Source organism: Niallia sp. FSL W8-0951, from assembly GCF_038006525.1.
Classification (GTDB): Bacteria; Bacillota; Bacilli; order Bacillales; family Cytobacillaceae; genus Niallia; species Niallia circulans.
Genome location: NZ_JBBOVK010000001.1, coordinates 1,963,125 through 1,979,203, shown reverse-complemented (window position 1 = coordinate 1,979,203; position 16,079 = coordinate 1,963,125). Strand labels below are relative to the sequence as shown.

The following is a 16,079-nucleotide window of genomic DNA, read 5'->3' as shown; positions in this document are numbered from 1 at the left end:
AGGGAGAATAATTTTGCTAATATCTGATAAACTGTACGGGAATTTTGAGATAGAAAAAGTTTTAATAGAATTAATAGAAAGTAAGCCAATCCAGCGATTAAAAGGAATTCATCAAGGAGGAGCAAGTTATTTAGTAAATGAAAACTGGAATGTAACGCGCTATGAGCATTCAATTGGGGTTATGCTTTTAATCCGAAAGCTTGGAGGTTCGATAGAGGAACAAATTGCTGGTTTATTGCATGATGTGTCTCATACTGCCTTTTCCCATATTATTGACTTTGTCTTAGATAAACAGAATGAGAATTATCATGAGGAAATATTTCTTTCTGTGATAAAAGATTCTGAAATACCGATAATCTTAGAAAAATATCATTATGACTATGAGAAAATAATCGGAGACGATTCTAAATGGACGATTTTGGAGCAGCCTGCACCAAAATTATGTGCCGATCGTGTGGACTATACATTACGGGATATGTATACATATGGAAAAATATCGTTAAAGGAAGTAGAGGGATTTTTAGAAAATGTTGTAATAGTTGAAGGGAAAATGTGTTTACAACATGTCGATTCGGCAGAATGGTTTGTTGAAACCTATTACAAAGAGGTCATCGATTTTTTCATGCATCCATTAAATATTTATGGATATGACCAGTTAACAAAAGTTTTAAAAGCAGCTTTAGCTCATAGCATCATACAATTTTCCGATTTTTTAGGGGAGGATAAGGAGTTAATTCATAAAATAAGTACAGCCAAGAATGTGGAGCTCCAAATGCTATGGAATAAGCTCCATCCCAGTGTGAAAGTAATCGAAGATGAAGAGGATTTTGATATCCATTTAAAGAATAAGGTTCGACTTATTGACCCATTAATTTTCTGCCGAAATAAACTAATAAGTGCTTCAAGCCTTTCGCAAAAAATTCAAGGGATGAATCATGCAGCTTTGCAAAAAGCGAAGAAAGGTGCTTATGTAAAAGTGATAGAATCGTAAGAGTTTGATGATCAGTTTTTTTATTGTTTTTTTCATCACTTTGTACTCTAAATGATGTCATTACTCAAAAGTAAAAGGGCGGAATTTACAATATGTCGAATTCGGCCTTTTTACTTTTGCTTTCTGTTTATAGAAATGATGGTGTAATTACTTTTAATTGAAATGTTGTTTTACTAAATACTTAAATGGATCCAGATCAGAATCATTCTGTTTCTCCATTTCAGCTAATAATCTTTGAGCGGTATTCTTTGCAAGATCTTTGTTACTTATCATGTCATTAACTACTAAATTAGTTAGTTCTTCAAAAGAATTATAGACAACATCTGAATCTTTATTAAGTTTAATAAAATCAAATAGTATTTTAATTAAAGACTCTATTTCCTCCATTTGTCCTACCCATAAAGATATTCCATATATTATTTCCTCAGAATCATTGCTTTGGATTAAATTTTTTGCGTTTTCTAATGAAATTTCATCCTCATATTGTTCAAAGTCCTCATCTTCATATTCATGTATATATAAAGAATCTATCATTTCGGTATATGAATTAAAAACAACTTCTATTAAATCAAAATCAGTATCAATAAATGTTATTTTCGGTTCCGTTTTACTAGTTCTATAGTCAAGAACAATCCAATAGTGACCATCTCCACTAATAATTACAAAACTGTCTTCCTCAATTCCCCATTCTTTTAATAATTCTTTTGTTTGAAGTATACCTTCGCCTTTTTTTATACCGTATAAAAAAGGGACTGGAATATGATCATCTGCCCAAGAATTTTGAAATTTAACTGGTAGAGCATCGTCTATTAGCGAACCGCCATTTCTAATTTTTAAATGGTTTATATATTCCTCAGGTAATTTGCATAATAAGCACTTTTCAGCAAAATCAATATCTTCTTGGGTGATTGCATCTAATGTATAATAGTCATCTTCTAAATTCCAAATTTTTTTCATAATTATCATTCTCCCTTCTACTAGTTTAATATATCATTATATGTTTAAAATGGAAAAAAAAGCTAGAAAGTCCTGATGATGTTAAAAGTTATAAATGAAGGTAGTTATGAAGAAAAAGGGGGTTTTTTACGAGTATTTTTCAAGTAACGATAAAAGAGACATTTCCTTAAGCAGCAAATGTCTCTTTTACTTTCCATTAGATTTTTTTCAGATAAACATAGCTTACTTTATCATATTCCATTTTCTCTTCATAAAAGCGATGGGCATCGATTCGCTGTAAACCAGAGGATAAAGACACGATAGGATAGTCATTAGCGACAGCCCACTCATGAACATAGTTTAATAATACCTTTCCATATCCTTTCGACCGATGCTTGCTGTCTGTAATTAATTCGCATACCCAGATGAATTTGCCGTTATACAAGGTTATCATAGGCATAAACCCACAAAGGGCGACAATTTCATTCTGATTATAAAGTGCAATCAAACGGTAGTCTTCTTTTTGAACAGACTCTGACACTAATGTAAGATAAGTATCCAAATTTAATTGCGTTCTCAATTGTTTCATAACAGGAAAAGCTTTTTCCCATTCTGCTTCAGAAGTTAATTCTTTAATAAGTAATTGGTCATTTAACATATCCAATCCTCCCTTTCTATCTCTAATGTAATGGCAATCTGGTATAATCTAAAGTGCCAGAATTGTTCTTTTTAAAGGTATCAGCTGAAGGGGAGGAGTGGATACTAATGCTAGAATTAACACCAATTTTACAGAAGGATAGTGGAAAGCCCCTTTATATGCAGTTAGCGGATTTTATTAAACAAGAAATTATGAATAAACATATTTCACCGAATGAAAAATTGCCATCGAAAAGAAAGCTGGCGGAACATTTGCAAATTAGTTTAAACACAGTCCAATCGGCCTATGATCAACTTTGTGCAGAAGGATATGTGGAAAGTATTCCGCGAAAAGGATTATTTGTATTAACTATTGATGAAGAATTTCGTAGCTGGCTCGATACTGAAGAGAATAAGGAAAAGCAAAAGGTGGAACAGGCAAAGCCTGTGAAAATAGACTTTAATTCAGGAAATGTCGATAGTAGCTATTTTCCCTATACTACTTGGAGAAAACTTTCTATGCAATCGATATATGAAGACCAAAACTTCTGGTTTTCGAATGGAGATCCACAAGGGGAATTTAATTTAAGAGAGCAGATTGCTAAACACTTATATGCGACAAGAGGCGTAAACTGTCATCCCGACCACATTATTCTAGGTGCAGGTACGCAAATGCTAATTGGGTTAATTGGTTTATTGATCGGAAGGGATAAAACATACGCCCTTGAAAATCCGGGCTATCATCGAATTAGAGTAGTTTTTCAAGATATGGGGATTAAAGTTTTACCAATTTCGGTTGATGACAATGGCATGAATGTTTCGCAATTGAATGAGAGTAAAGCAAATATTGCTTATGTAACGCCTTCTCATCAGTTTCCTTATGGAATGATTATGCCTATTACACGTCGATTAGAATTGCTTAAATGGGCAGAAAAAAACGGAGGTTATATAATAGAAGATGATTATGATGGGGAGTATCGCTATAAAGGAAAGCCGATTCCGGCACTTCAAGGACTAGATAAGAACAATCGGATTATTTATCTAGGAACCTTCTCAAAATCCTTAATTCCATCTCTGCGCATAAGCTTTGCTGTCCTCCCGAAATCTTTATATTCTACATATAGGAAGCATTTTACCGTGTATAAACAGACTGTTTCTCGCATGCACCAAGACACTTTATATCGTTTTATTAAAGAGGGCCATTGGAATAGTCATTTAAATAAAATGAGAACATTATATCGAAAGAAGCGCCAAGTATTACTGCAAACGATTCAACATCATTTAGGTGGATTTGTAAAAGTGATTGGAGAAAATGCTGGCCTTCATATTGTTTTAGAAGTTCATACTGAGTGGACAGAAACACAATTAATAGAAAAGGCATTGATCTTTGGAGTTAAGGTATATCCGCTTTCCTTGTATTACTTTGAGAAACGCTATACAGGTAATCCAAAAGTAATTTTAGGGTATGGGGGATTAACAGACACAGAAATGGAAGAGGGTATTGGTTTACTGAGAAGTGCTTGGGAGATCGGGAGTGATTAATGAAATTAGCTAAACAAAAGCCATTTTTAAGATGACTTTTGTTTAGGAATTTTAGATTATTCTTGCGGGAAAATTATCGATATGTATCATGAGTAGGTGTAAACAAATCCTCGGCAGAATTGCGAACTATGGAAAAATGATCGACATTATAATGGCCATGTAATATTGTATTGTGATGTTTTATAATGGTCTCGGCAGAAAGGATAGAAGAATCAGTTGTGGAATGGCCATCCCCAACTAGCGTGACATCCATATGATTAACCGTTGCTGTTCGGACCGCTGTATCAATACAATAAGGAGTTTCGCAACCCATAATAACAAGATGGTGCATTTCTTTTTCCTGTAGATACTCTAATAAACCTGTTCCATAGAACGCATTGGTTGCATATTTATCAAAGATTTTAACTTCGCGAGGGACATTTATATCGGAGTGAATGTCAAATCCAGGTCCTTTTCCTCCTGCAACATCTTTATCTCTTACAAAAATGATCTCTATCCCTGATTCAATAGCTTTCTTTATTACTAAATTGATTGTTTCTAATAAACCTTGTTTGTTATAGACTCCTTTTGTTTCCGCATTTCCTTCAACCAGCTCTTGTTGTACATCAATAATTAATAATGCTTGATTCAATCGAAAAACCCCTTTAAACAAGAATAGTAGTAGCTTTTTAACTACGATATTATATTCGCGATTGGAGAGAGCTTTTCCTTTTGGAGATTAAGGAAGGTTAAATAAACTTTTAGAGGCTTTTTATTCCAAGTATTAATTTGAAGGATTTTCTATTTTTAGTAGCTTTTTTAAATCCTTCTTTTGAGTCGATAATAAGCACTGTTTTTCCAACCCAAATTCTAGTATATAATGATTGAAATTTAATAGGTCTCTTTATTCCTTTTTCCTCAAACTCTGTTCCATCTTGTAATTCTGTTTCTGTTCGTATAAGCCATTTGTTGCCTATACCAAATTCTATGTATTTCAAAGTGATTCCTCGTTTCTACTATTTAGTTAAGGTGTTATTTCGATAAGAATAATATATTGGTGTTAAAATCATCGTTCATAACCAAGATGAACACCGCTTTTCAAGAGACAGAGCTCAAAAAAAGGTGTTCATAAGCAAGATGAAAACAACTATTCAATAGATAGAGCCCAAAAAAGGTGTTCATATTTGAGATGAAAACAACTATTCAATAGATAGAGCCCAAAAAAGGTGTTCATATTCGAGATGAAAACAACTATTCAATAGATAGAGTAGAAAAAAGGTGTTCATAGGCAAGATGAAAACCATTATTCAAGAGACAGAGCTCAAAACTAGCGTTCATAACCAAGATGAGCCCCACCTTTTCAAAAACAGTGAGTAATATCAGCATTCATCCATCATAAAAATGGTTCATAGAAAATTCCATGAACCATTCGGGGAACAAGCTCCGAAAAAACACTTATCCTATTAACGATGTGCTTCATAAACAGATGCTTTGGAAATTTTTTTAATGAATGCTAGTTCATCCGCAGATAGAGGGGCACTGTTAACTGCTTTTGCGTTAGCGCGAAGCTGTTCTGCTGAGCTTGCTCCTGCAATGATGCTAGCGACGGCGGGATGAGCTAAATTATATTGCACGGCAGCCTCTGTAAGTGTACGATTATCTAAGAATTTCTGTTCCAGTGTTTGTAATACTTCTGTCAATTCTTCTCGAGAATAATCTAAATAGCCTTTCTCCGATAGTTTTTCGCGATATTTAGGACTTAAAAGACCTTTTGCAACCGGTCCGCGAGTGACAACACTAATATTGTTTTCGGCAAGTAATGGCAGTGCTTCTTCCTCAGGACGTCTGTCCAAAATGCTGTATTGCATCATGACAGAAACAATTGAAGAACGTTTCACATATTCGCGAATGACATTGGGACGAATGGAGGAAATACCATAATAATGAATAAATCCTTCTTCTTTTAATTCTTCAAATGCCTCAATCGTTTCCTCTATTGGATCTTCCATCGTGCCTCCGTGCAGCTGATATAAATCAATATAATCTGTGCCAAGGCGCTTTAGGCTTTGTTTTACTTGTTCTTTAATATAGGCTTTACTTGCATCCCAAACCCAGCCTTCTTGTCCTTCTTCCCACTTATTGCCTACCTTTGTAGCAAGAATGACATCTTCGCGATTATTCTTGAAAAACTGACCGAGCAATTGCTCATTTTTCCCTTGATCATATAGATCCGCTGTGTCAAAATAATTAATTCCTTCTTCAAGTGCTGCTTCTAAAATTGGGAAAGCAGTTTTTTCTTCGGTACCGAGACTCATACAGCCTAGACCTAATTTGGAAACAAATAAGTTAGAATTGCCTAATTGAGACTTTTGCAAAATTGAACACCTCTCCATTAAAGATATCTCTTATTGTACGAAAGATGCTGTTTATTCACAAAGAATATGGCTTATTTTTGAGAGCTGTCAGCATTTGCGTTTATCCAATCTTTTACATAAGTAAATTCCGTTTGGTATTTTTTAAGAATATAGCGGATTTCCCAAGCCTTTCCTGATAAAATAATTCCTTTTTCCTGGATATATACTTTCAAAAGCTTCCCCCAATCCTTTCCATTGAACAGAAATGAAGTATAATAATCTATATGTCAGAGCTTTGGCTTAATAGAACAGGAGTGTGTCAAATGAGTACATTGGAAGAAAAAACATTAAAAACAGAGCATATTTATAGTGGGAGAATCATTCAAGTTCAAGTGGATGAGGTCGAATTGCCGAATGGGAAAACGTCCACGCGAGAACTTGTAAAGCATCCAGGCGCGGTTGCTGTAATAGCGATAACGGATGATAATAAACTAGTTATGGTAGAACAATATAGAAAGCCGCTTGAAAAAGTAATTGTGGAGATTCCTGCTGGGAAATTAGAAAAAGGCGAAGAACCAGCTCTTTGTGCTAGAAGAGAGTTAGAAGAAGAGACGGGATATGAATGTGAATCTCTAGAATTGGTAAGCTCATTCTATACTTCCCCAGGATTTGCTGATGAAATTATTCATGTATATGTGGCAAAAGGATTAAAGCAAAAAGAAAATGCAGCAGGACTTGATGAAGATGAGTTTGTGAATGTATTAGAAATTTCACTAGATGAGGCATTGGAATTTATCAAAGAAAAGCGTATTTTTGATGCTAAAACGATTTTTGGGGTACAATATTTACAAATTGCAAATTTAAAGGAGTAAAAATGAATTCGTATTACACTGATTTACATATCCATATTGGTAGAACAAAGAGCGGGAAACCGGTAAAAATAACAGCATCAAGAAACTTAACTTTAACGGCAATCATAGAATATGCCAGTAAGCAAAAAGGTCTTGATATGATTGGGATCATTGATTGCCATTCTCCTGAGGTAATATTGGAAATGGAGGAGTTAATAGCACAAGGGAAGATGCTGGAATTAGCCGATGGTGGGGTGAGAATGGAAGAAATCACGATTATTCTTGGCTCAGAGCTCGAAATATATGATTCTTTCTGTAAGGGTCCTATTCATGTGCTATGCTATCTACCGACGTTGGCTAAAATGAGGGAATTTTCTAATTGGATTTCTCACCATATGAAAAATGTAACATTAAGCTCGCAGCGCCTTTATATCAGTGGAAAAGAATTACAGTATAAAGTAAAGGAATTAAATGGACTATTCGTTCCTGCCCATGTCTTCACACCGTTTAAAAGTTTATATGGTAGCGGAGTTAATCGTTCCTTTAAAGAAGTTTTTGACGAGAAAATGATTGATGGGATTGAGCTTGGTTTGAGTTCTGATACCGAGATGGCAGACCAAATCGCAGAATTACATTCTTTTTCATTTATAACCAATTCTGATGCTCATTCTTTAGAAAAAATGGCTCGGGAATATCAGGTCATGGAAATGGAGGACGCTTCTTTTGCTGAATTTGCAAAAGTACTTCATCAAGAAGACGGTAGAAAAATCATTGCCAATTATGGATTAGATCCGAAATTAGGTAAATATCACGAAACAGTTTGCATGAAATGCTATGCTCCATTCTCGGAAACGACAGGGATCTGCACAGAATGCGGAAGTCATAAATGGGTAAAAGGGGTGGCAGCAAGGATTAGCGATTTAAAAGATGCAGCCAGTGCACCTAGTAGACCTCCGTATATTCATCAAATACCGTTAGAATATATACCTGGATTAGGAAAAAAAACGCTGCAAAAATTACTCGATTATTTTTCAACTGAAATGCAAATCATTCATGAAGCCCCCTATGAAAAACTAGTGGAGATTGTGCCAAAGAAAGTGGCAGATTATATTGTTGCAGCAAGAACGGGAATGGTAGACTTGCAAGTTGGCGGGGGCGGCAAATACGGCAAGGTCAGAGTAGATAAGTAATATCAAAAATCCCACATAATCATTTGTGGGATTTCTTCATTATGTCAAAGAATAAAGACAAATATCTCTTAATTCTTCTGTATCGGCACTTAGTGTCTCATTTTTCAAAATTCCATCTAATGAGAAGCCGAGTTTTTCTGGGATAGCACGGCTTTTCATGTTGGTGGAATCTACTCGTATCTCAATACGATTAGCCTCAAGAGTACTTTGTGCGAACTTTATTAATGCTTTTGTACTTTCGGTAATATAGCCTTTTCCTGTATGAGCTGAATCACACCAATAGCCAATTTCAAACACGCGGACTTTCCAATCGATTGAATGTAGACCGGTTGATCCAATAAATTCATTTGTTGCTTTTAAATAAATATGTAATCGAATATCTTCTCTTAAAATATATTTGGCATATGATTCTCGTACGCCTGCTTCCACTTCTTCTAGTGTTTCCTCCTGATTGGCAAAACTCATCCAAGGTTTAAAGTCTTCTTTTGACCGCTGAATGCTTTCATATACATCTTTGCCATCTCCTGGCATACAGGGGCGTATGACTAGCCTTTCTGTTTCGATCGTTTCTGGTAAATCGATTAATACTGGTTTCAAAACACTCACCTCAATTTGTTAATCTATCTATCTCTATAATCAATAATATAATAATCTGATTATTTTTTCATTTCTATTAATAATAGATTTATAGTCATATGCCCTTTTTTTTTGCATAAACATTAACTAACAGACTTGGCGGGAGGAAAGGCAATGAAAAAGAAAAAATATCAGAATATCCTAGTGAATCATATACGCGATCATTCCTCAATTTACTTATTTATCATTGTATTGTTTTTAATGGGGGTTATTTTTGGTGCAATTGTAGTGAATAGTTTGTCTCTCTCCCAAAAGGAAGATCTCTATTATTATTTAACACAGTTTTTTGGACAGGTTTCGAATGGACAAGTAGCGGACAGCAAAGATTTGTTTTTTCAAAGCTTTTCGCATAATAGTAAGTATATTGGTTTTATTTGGCTGTTAGGTATTTCGATCATAGGATTGCCTATTATTTTAATTCTACTATTTATTAAAGGAATGGTAGTTGGTTTCACAGTTGGCTTTTTAGTAAATCAAATGGGATGGCATGGATTTCTACTATCATTTGTGTCGGTTCTGCCGCAAAATCTAATTGTTATTCCAATTTTTATAATTTCTGCTACACTATCAGTAGCATTCTCTTTTAAAATGATTCGCCAGCAGTTTATGAAGAAAAAGGGAGAACCAATGCTGCCGCTGTTTGCTAGATATACTATTCTTCTAATAATGGCCTTTATAGTAATCGGCATTGCTGCTGCAGTAGAGGCATATATTTCGCCATTATTAATGAAAGCTGTCATTAATATGGTACAATCTATTATTATTACTATCCCTTTTTAATAGAGGGGTGCTGCTTCATTCATTATCGTTGATAGTCATTGTAAATTAATAATTATTATTAATTGTTATTTATAATAATTTTTATTAGGATTCTTTTCCTACTTCTGTTATAATGAGATGGACAGTGGCTAGGGAGGGACTTTCGGAATGGAAAGTAGAATAGATAGAATAAAAAAGCTGTTGCATTCTTCGAGCTATAAATTAACTCCCCAAAGGGAAGCAACAGTTCGAGTATTATTAGAAAATGAAGAAGACCATCTCAGTGCAGAAGATGTTTACTTACTCGTTAAAGAGAAATCTCCTGAAATTGGATTGGCAACCGTATATCGCACACTTGAACTACTTACGGAATTGAAAATTGTTGATAAAATAAATTTTGGTGACGGTGTTTCTAGGTATGATTTGAGACAAGAAGGTGCAGCCCACTTTCATCACCATTTAGTATGTATTGAATGTGGAGCAGTGGATGAAATTCAAGAAGATTTACTAGGAGATGTAGAGAAATTAGTAGAGCGTGACTGGAATTTTAAAATTAAAGATCATCGTCTAACATTTCATGGTATTTGTCATCGTTGCACGGAAAAAAACGAGGATGTTTCATCCGCAGAATAAACCTTTTCAGTTGAGAAGGTTTTTTATTTTTGTTATTTACTAATTCAAAGAAGGAATGTTACCTTTATCACATATTCATAGGATATCAAATGAAAACGAAGGGGGAATTTAACGCTTTAAATAATATTTATTTCTATTATAATAAGAATAATAGGTCCATTAGGTATATTAAATGTCCAATCTGGCATAGCTTGTATTATAGAAGTTATGGAGGGATTTTGGATGAGATGGACAAAAGCAATTATAAATACACTAAAAGTATTTCTCCTATTTACAGGATGTACGATTCTTTTTTATTATGCAATCGTTTGGTTTAATCAAGAATATCAACAACTACATCGCTATGATGAGCCATCAGGTTCTGCCATCAAGGTGAATGCAGATAATAGTCTGGAAACAGAAAAATATTCATGGAGGGATCGAATATTCCTGTTTTACTTAAATGGGGAATAGTCCTATGGAAGATCAATTAAAAGATTTTATACATTATTTATTAGTGGAAAAGGGTTTAGCGAGTAATACACTTGTATCATATGAAAGAGACTTAAAAAGCTATATAAAATATATGAAAAATGTAGAACAATGTAATCTCAAAGAAATACAGCGTTCCCACATTATTCGCTTTTTAGGTTTTTTAAAGGACCAAGGAAAGTCCTCTAAAACAATCGCACGACATATAGCATCTATTCGTGCATTTCATCAATTTTTATTCCGGGATCGTGTGCTTGAAGAGGATCCAACTGTACATATTGAAACACCGCAGGCAGAAAGAACATTGCCTAAAGTTCTATCCATGGAGGAAGTAGAAGCACTGCTTGATTTTCCTCATAAAAATGACCATTATGGACTCAGAGATAAAGCGATGCTTGAGCTTCTCTATGCAACAGGAATCCGTGTGAGTGAGTTGATCAATTTAAATATGGATGATGTTCATCTTACAATGGGGTTTATCCGCTGTATCGGAAAAGGGAACAAAGAAAGAATCATCCCTATTGGCGGAGCAGCTACGAGGGCATTGAAGGATTATTTGCATCAAGGGAGACCAACATTTTTAAACCAAAAGAAATCCACGGAGCATTCCTTGTTTCTAAATCACCATGGCAATCGATTAACAAGACAAGGCTTTTGGAAAATTTTAAAGCGTTTAGGGAAGGAAGCCCATATTGAAAAAGAAATAACACCGCACACATTAAGACATTCGTTTGCAACTCATTTATTAGAAAATGGTGCTGATTTAAGAGCGGTGCAGGAAATGCTCGGTCATGCTGATATCTCAACAACTCAAATATACACCCATGTAACAAAAACTAGATTGAAAGATGTATATAGTCAATTTCATCCTCGTGCCTAGTGGGCGGGAGATAGTTTTTGTTTAAAAGGGTAAATAGTAAGGAGAAAAAGACACTGTCAGCAAACTTATAAAACAGTAGCAGGAAAAGTATAGTTTACGGATAGCTCCTGGATAAATTGAAGTCTTGGGGCTATTTTTGTTGTAATTAAATGTACTCTTCCTCATCAGCTTCATTCAAATATAGTTTTTTACTCGGATCCATTTCCATATATTTTGTTTATTCGGATAAGAATCCTTTAAGTATTTGTATCTTTCTAAAAGTCCTCAATTCTAAGTATTCTTTCAATAAATCCTCATTAAGAAAACTCCTTTTTCGTTATTTAACTTTCACATTTATAAAAGCAATAAAATATTAAATCCATTTCATCCTTATAAGGCTCAAGGATTGCAGGATTTCAAAAAATATACTAAGGAGGATAGAATCTGATTTAGAAAATTTAGTAGGAAAAAGCAAAATTAGCCTTTGATTGAGTCAGTCTTTCCGGCTTCAAAATTATTAGTAGACAGCATTTGAATGAAGGGGTATTTAGGAAAATAAAGGAATATAAGTAAGTCTTTGGTATTTAGCTATTTTTAACCTTATCATTTCCAATTCCCTCATTTATAATATATGTATGTAAAATATTTACATGGCAGGGAGGGAGCCATTTGAATGATAGAAAACAGTTAAAGGCGTTGGCAATGAAAAAAATAGCTCAGCTCATGGTTTCTTTATCCGATGAATCAAAGGGGAAATATCGTGCGGCAATCCATGCGTTTGCTGACTTATATTTGGAGGACGAGCTCGTCTTTCGGGAACTCTATTTTGCTTATAAGCAAGGGCTCCGTTCCTATGATATAAAGAGCACTAACCAGGAGGCCATTTATTATAGAAAAGAGGATAAGGAGCATGTGATTCAGTTTAGACAGTCCCATTATCGTTTACAGGACCATCTTTTCTTCCCCTTCGTTACTTCCTGCATAGAAATAATGAGAGAAGTGCTGCCATTAGGGTCAGTTGTGGAACTGAATCCGCTTTACTTTCTGCCAGAACAGCAAACTTCTTCAGCAGCCAAAATTGTCATCACCAAGCGTTATACCGTTCCAACAGGTTATCAAACGTTTTTTCCGTACGGCGGTGTGGTTTATCCTGTAGGAGAAATGAAGAAAGATGCCATCCTTTATTTCACAGAGCCTTTGATTACAAATGTCATACATATGGGTTTTAAAGATGAGAGGGAAGAAGCATTTGAACTGCTTATGAAAGAAGAGCTAGTTGTAGAAAAAAAGATGACATCGATTGAGTTTTCCGCACAGGACATGCAATCGTTACAAGTGGAAATGGAAAGAGCTGGTGAAAGATAATGGCAAACTATACGTCAGGCTTTTCCTCTAGCTTAGTATCAAATATGATCTCTTTTTTGGAAGATGCCAAAGAGGGCATACAGAAAAATTTTGAGCAAATGGACTTAGAAAATGCCTCTGTGGAAGAAGAGATGCGGGAAAAAATAGAAGAAATGATTATAGAACTGAATCGACTGATTGTCGCTATTGAATCCGTTCCTTTTAGATGAGAAAATAGGAGAGAGGAGTTTACCATTGGGAACCGCACAGATAAAGATGGATATCCGTGAGTTACAGGCTACTTTACAAACCCTGCAATCCAGTATCGATGAGTTTAGTAGTTACACAGACACCTTTCGTACGGGCACAAGAAATCAGCTGAAAAACTTTCATTCTGATTTCATTGATAAAGTAGATGCTATTCTGGATCATATGAATAATGATGTAAATAAAGAGTTAGTAAAAAATATGCATGCTGTCTATACAGCCGGTAAAAGCATATTGGAAGAAATGACAAAGGCAGACGAAGAAATCAGCAAGGACATTCGGAGCGGCCAGTCATGAAACGGGACTTAAAAATTAACTATGGGATTCTGGATCAGATTATTGAACAGCTTCATACATATAAGCGGGCCCTTCATCAGATGCACACTTCTCTCCATACGATAGCTGGCTATACAGAGAGGAACGCGGGAAAGAGTCTGGAAGCCTGGGAAGATCTTATGCAGGAATCCAAGAAAACGATTAATAGCTACCAGACGCAAATAGAGGATTTATTAACATTGTTTGAAAACTATGTGGCTGATACCACTGCCTATATTACCCCTATTTCCAGAAACAGCATGATGAGAGTCGATCGGAACGATATTTGGGGAAATCTCACCCAGATTGAATGGGGAGTAACCTATAGACTTAGCCGCGCCATTCAGGAAACGTATCGGTCCCCCAGCCTTCTATTTAGTCTGTTTGACGATACAGATCCGGAAGAAAAAGAGCGAAGCAGATATAATAAACAACAGCTGGAAAGCATTCGAAATGATATGGAATCTGTTCAATCCAAGCTAAAAAATAAAATGGAAGAGCTGTGGGATCTCTATGAGTCAAAAGTAAAAAAGTATGAAAATACAGATGATGAATATGCAAACAAGGCCTCTCAGGTCAAGGATCGTTATACAACCTTCTCTGAAAAGGTAAGCGATGTGATTTCTGTAACAGCAGAGGGAGCTTGGGATTTTGTAAAAGGGCTCGCAGTAGCGATTTATGAGATAGCCAAAGGCCTTATTACGCTTGTGATCGATGCTGGAATCGTGGCCGCATCAGGAATAATTCCAGATTCTATAGAGCCGGATTTTCTAAAAAAAGCTTCTACGAAAAGGATAGAGAGTGCTACAGAAACGCTCGATGCGGTTATACACGATCCCGTAATCGTCCTTGAATCGATGGCGCAGTCTATAACAGACACCGCCGAAAAAGAAGGGATCATGTATGTATCGGGAAGTGCAGCCACTTCCTTCCTCCCATATGTCGGCCAAGCAAAATACCTAAAGCTGTTAAAAGGAGAAAAAAGTAAAAATAAAGCCAACGAAATCCGTTCAGCCATTTCACAAAAAACAACAAAATCGCTCCAACGAATCGATGGAAGCAAGAAAGAGAACAGCCTATGGCCTAATGGCATAAAAAATAGTGGAAAACAATATGTCCAAGAAGTTACCCACTTCTTTAGACAAAACTTTATGCCCAATCCGTCCTTCCAACTAAGTACAGCGAATCAGGCTCCTATCAATGTGTGGAGCAGAGCCACAATAGAAAATCGGATGGATTCAATCGTTCCAGCCTCTTTGAGGAAAGTGGAAGGGAAGGAGACTACTAAGGGTATAGATAATGCTAATCATCCTATAAGAACTTATAGGAATGCTGATTTAAAAAAATTAGAAGAAAAATATACTGCAGACTCAAGAATTACAGTAGAAATGCCTTATGTGGGCAAGGGTAAAGCAGGAACCAATTCAGAAGGCTGGTTACGTGATAAAGACTTTTATTGGAAAGAAATAATGAATAAACATCCAGAAAGTTTAAGTAAAGCAAATAAACAAAAAATTCAATTGGGTTTCTCTCCGATAAATGATAAAACATTTAGAGAACACTTCCCTCAATATGATATAAAGGAATTATATAATGATAAATTAATCCATCATCATGTAGGTGGGGGTGGTCAAGCAGTTGCAGTGCCTTCCAAGCTACACCCAGGAACAGGTGGTATACATAATGCGGAAAAAGCTGCAGGTGTTTGGGGAAATGACAGTGAGTATGCTGAATTACTTGAAAAATTTTTAAATAAGTAAAGGGTGATAACTTTGTCAATAAAAGAAGCAATGCAGATATACTTTCAAATGAGAAAAGAGATAGCTAATGAAGGTTTAGATTTTTTATTTAAAACACCAATTAGTAGTGAAGATAACCTAATAATTTATGATGGAGAAGTTGATGAGGAAGAATATATCTCATGGAAACCTGTAGAAAGGACTGTTTCACAGGACTTTACAAGTTTAGAAGATGAATTTGATATAAAATTGCATAAATCAATAGTTGAATATTTTAACTCATATTGGTTTGCAGATTTAGATGGATTTTATCAGGAACACTATATTGCATTAGAGCCTGTGCTACCGAATAGCGAGATAAGTTCATTCCGAGAGTCACTGAAAGGATATAAAGAAAATCATGGGGATAGTTTAAAGAAGATACCTATTGGGATTGAAGGGAATGGTTTGTTGGTGGTTATTGAGAACAATAATGGAATAATACAATTAGAAGATTTTGAAAGAGGGACATTTGAGCATATTGCTGAGAATATCCAAGAATTAATAGGGAATTTGAGACTGAAGAGATAGAATTTTA

Annotated in this window: 20 protein-coding genes; 13 read left to right on the top strand and 7 right to left on the bottom strand. The window is 35.3% G+C overall.

What is annotated here, in order from left to right; genetic code table 11:
* The first annotated feature begins 13 nt into the window (after positions 1 to 13).
* Entirely contained in the window at positions 14 to 991 is a 978-nt protein-coding gene (locus NSS71_RS09925; protein ID WP_061798380.1) for an HD domain-containing protein, read from the top strand.
* A gap of 153 nt (positions 992 to 1,144) precedes the next feature.
* Here NSS71_RS09925 and NSS71_RS09920 read toward each other — a convergent pair whose 3' ends face one another.
* Together NSS71_RS09920 and NSS71_RS09915 are read right to left on the bottom strand one after the other, a co-directional pair.
* Positions 1,145 to 1,948, bottom strand: a complete 804-nt coding sequence (locus tag NSS71_RS09920) for an SMI1/KNR4 family protein (RefSeq protein ID WP_053215559.1) — start codon at positions 1,946 to 1,948, stop codon at positions 1,145 to 1,147.
* A gap of 196 nt (positions 1,949 to 2,144) precedes the next feature.
* The gene (locus tag NSS71_RS09915) at positions 2,145 to 2,585 is read right to left on the bottom strand and encodes a GNAT family N-acetyltransferase (protein WP_047940297.1); all 441 of its coding nucleotides are present in this window, start codon (positions 2,583 to 2,585) and stop codon (positions 2,145 to 2,147) included.
* A gap of 107 nt (positions 2,586 to 2,692) precedes the next feature.
* On the opposite strand from NSS71_RS09915, the gene pdxR reads away from it, so the two are divergent.
* Positions 2,693 to 4,105 (top strand): MocR-like pyridoxine biosynthesis transcription factor PdxR, encoded by a 1,413-nt coding sequence (gene pdxR / locus NSS71_RS09910; RefSeq protein WP_336044930.1) that lies wholly within the window; start codon positions 2,693 to 2,695, stop codon positions 4,103 to 4,105.
* 73 nt (positions 4,106 to 4,178) lie between these two features.
* Here pdxR and NSS71_RS09905 read toward each other — a convergent pair whose 3' ends face one another.
* The 4 genes from NSS71_RS09905 to mciZ all read right to left on the bottom strand — a co-directional run bounded on the left by NSS71_RS09905 (position 4,179) and on the right by mciZ (position 6,671).
* Positions 4,179 to 4,736: a cysteine hydrolase family protein gene (locus NSS71_RS09905; RefSeq protein WP_047940299.1), complete on the bottom strand. Its 558-nt coding sequence runs from the start codon at positions 4,734 to 4,736 to the stop codon at positions 4,179 to 4,181.
* 109 nt (positions 4,737 to 4,845) lie between these two features.
* Complete coding sequence (locus NSS71_RS09900; protein ID WP_047940300.1) at positions 4,846 to 5,082, bottom strand: DUF3977 family protein; 237 nt, start codon at positions 5,080 to 5,082, stop codon at positions 4,846 to 4,848.
* Positions 5,083 to 5,547: 465 nt separating this feature from the next.
* On the bottom strand, positions 5,548 to 6,459 hold the full coding sequence (locus NSS71_RS09895; RefSeq protein WP_144545271.1) for an aldo/keto reductase: 912 nt from the start codon (positions 6,457 to 6,459) through the stop codon (positions 5,548 to 5,550).
* Between the two features lie 71 nt (positions 6,460 to 6,530).
* The gene (mciZ, locus tag NSS71_RS09890; protein ID WP_047940302.1) at positions 6,531 to 6,671 is read right to left on the bottom strand and encodes a Z-ring formation inhibitor MciZ; all 141 of its coding nucleotides are present in this window, start codon (positions 6,669 to 6,671) and stop codon (positions 6,531 to 6,533) included.
* Positions 6,672 to 6,761: 90 nt separating this feature from the next.
* Between mciZ and NSS71_RS09885 the strand changes: the two genes are divergently transcribed.
* Both NSS71_RS09885 and NSS71_RS09880 read left to right on the top strand, forming a co-directional pair.
* Positions 6,762 to 7,310: an NUDIX hydrolase gene (locus NSS71_RS09885; RefSeq protein ID WP_341151612.1), complete on the top strand. Its 549-nt coding sequence runs from the start codon at positions 6,762 to 6,764 to the stop codon at positions 7,308 to 7,310.
* 2 nt (positions 7,311 to 7,312) lie between these two features.
* Complete coding sequence (locus NSS71_RS09880) at positions 7,313 to 8,479, top strand: endonuclease Q family protein (RefSeq protein WP_047940304.1); 1,167 nt, start codon at positions 7,313 to 7,315, stop codon at positions 8,477 to 8,479.
* Positions 8,480 to 8,518: 39 nt separating this feature from the next.
* Here NSS71_RS09880 and NSS71_RS09875 read toward each other — a convergent pair whose 3' ends face one another.
* Positions 8,519 to 9,076 (bottom strand): GNAT family N-acetyltransferase, encoded by a 558-nt coding sequence (locus NSS71_RS09875; RefSeq protein ID WP_047940305.1) that lies wholly within the window; start codon positions 9,074 to 9,076, stop codon positions 8,519 to 8,521.
* Between the two features lie 153 nt (positions 9,077 to 9,229).
* Here NSS71_RS09875 and spoIIM point away from each other — a divergent pair, with 153 nt between their 5' ends.
* The 9 genes from spoIIM to NSS71_RS09830 all read left to right on the top strand — a co-directional run bounded on the left by spoIIM (position 9,230) and on the right by NSS71_RS09830 (position 16,072).
* Positions 9,230 to 9,895, top strand: coding sequence for a stage II sporulation protein M (gene spoIIM / locus NSS71_RS09870; protein ID WP_047940306.1), 666 nt, complete (start codon positions 9,230 to 9,232; stop codon positions 9,893 to 9,895).
* A gap of 147 nt (positions 9,896 to 10,042) precedes the next feature.
* The gene (gene fur, locus NSS71_RS09865; protein ID WP_047940307.1) at positions 10,043 to 10,507 is read left to right on the top strand and encodes a ferric iron uptake transcriptional regulator; all 465 of its coding nucleotides are present in this window, start codon (positions 10,043 to 10,045) and stop codon (positions 10,505 to 10,507) included.
* 222 nt (positions 10,508 to 10,729) lie between these two features.
* On the top strand, positions 10,730 to 10,960 hold the full coding sequence (locus tag NSS71_RS09860) for a YqzK family protein (protein ID WP_047940308.1): 231 nt from the start codon (positions 10,730 to 10,732) through the stop codon (positions 10,958 to 10,960).
* A 4-nt stretch (positions 10,961 to 10,964) separates the two neighbouring features.
* Positions 10,965 to 11,858 carry a site-specific tyrosine recombinase XerD gene (gene xerD, locus NSS71_RS09855; protein ID WP_047940679.1) on the top strand — a complete coding sequence of 298 codons (894 nt, stop codon included), beginning with the start codon at positions 10,965 to 10,967 and terminating at the stop codon, positions 11,856 to 11,858.
* A 648-nt stretch (positions 11,859 to 12,506) separates the two neighbouring features.
* The gene (locus tag NSS71_RS09850; RefSeq protein ID WP_341151611.1) at positions 12,507 to 13,202 is read left to right on the top strand and encodes a DUF4176 domain-containing protein; all 696 of its coding nucleotides are present in this window, start codon (positions 12,507 to 12,509) and stop codon (positions 13,200 to 13,202) included.
* On the top strand, positions 13,202 to 13,411 hold the full coding sequence (locus NSS71_RS09845; RefSeq protein WP_341151610.1) for a hypothetical protein: 210 nt from the start codon (positions 13,202 to 13,204) through the stop codon (positions 13,409 to 13,411). Before NSS71_RS09850 ends, NSS71_RS09845 begins: the two co-directional genes overlap by 1 nt.
* A 25-nt stretch (positions 13,412 to 13,436) precedes the next feature.
* Positions 13,437 to 13,745, top strand: a complete 309-nt coding sequence (locus NSS71_RS09840) for a hypothetical protein (RefSeq protein ID WP_047940544.1) — start codon at positions 13,437 to 13,439, stop codon at positions 13,743 to 13,745.
* Entirely contained in the window at positions 13,742 to 15,523 is a 1,782-nt protein-coding gene (locus tag NSS71_RS09835) for a hypothetical protein (protein WP_341151609.1), read from the top strand. The genes NSS71_RS09840 and NSS71_RS09835 overlap by 4 nt, the downstream gene beginning before the upstream one ends.
* A gap of 30 nt (positions 15,524 to 15,553) precedes the next feature.
* Positions 15,554 to 16,072: a SecY-interacting protein Syd gene (locus tag NSS71_RS09830; RefSeq protein ID WP_026906920.1), complete on the top strand. Its 519-nt coding sequence runs from the start codon at positions 15,554 to 15,556 to the stop codon at positions 16,070 to 16,072.
* Positions 16,073 to 16,079: the final 7 nt, after the last annotated feature.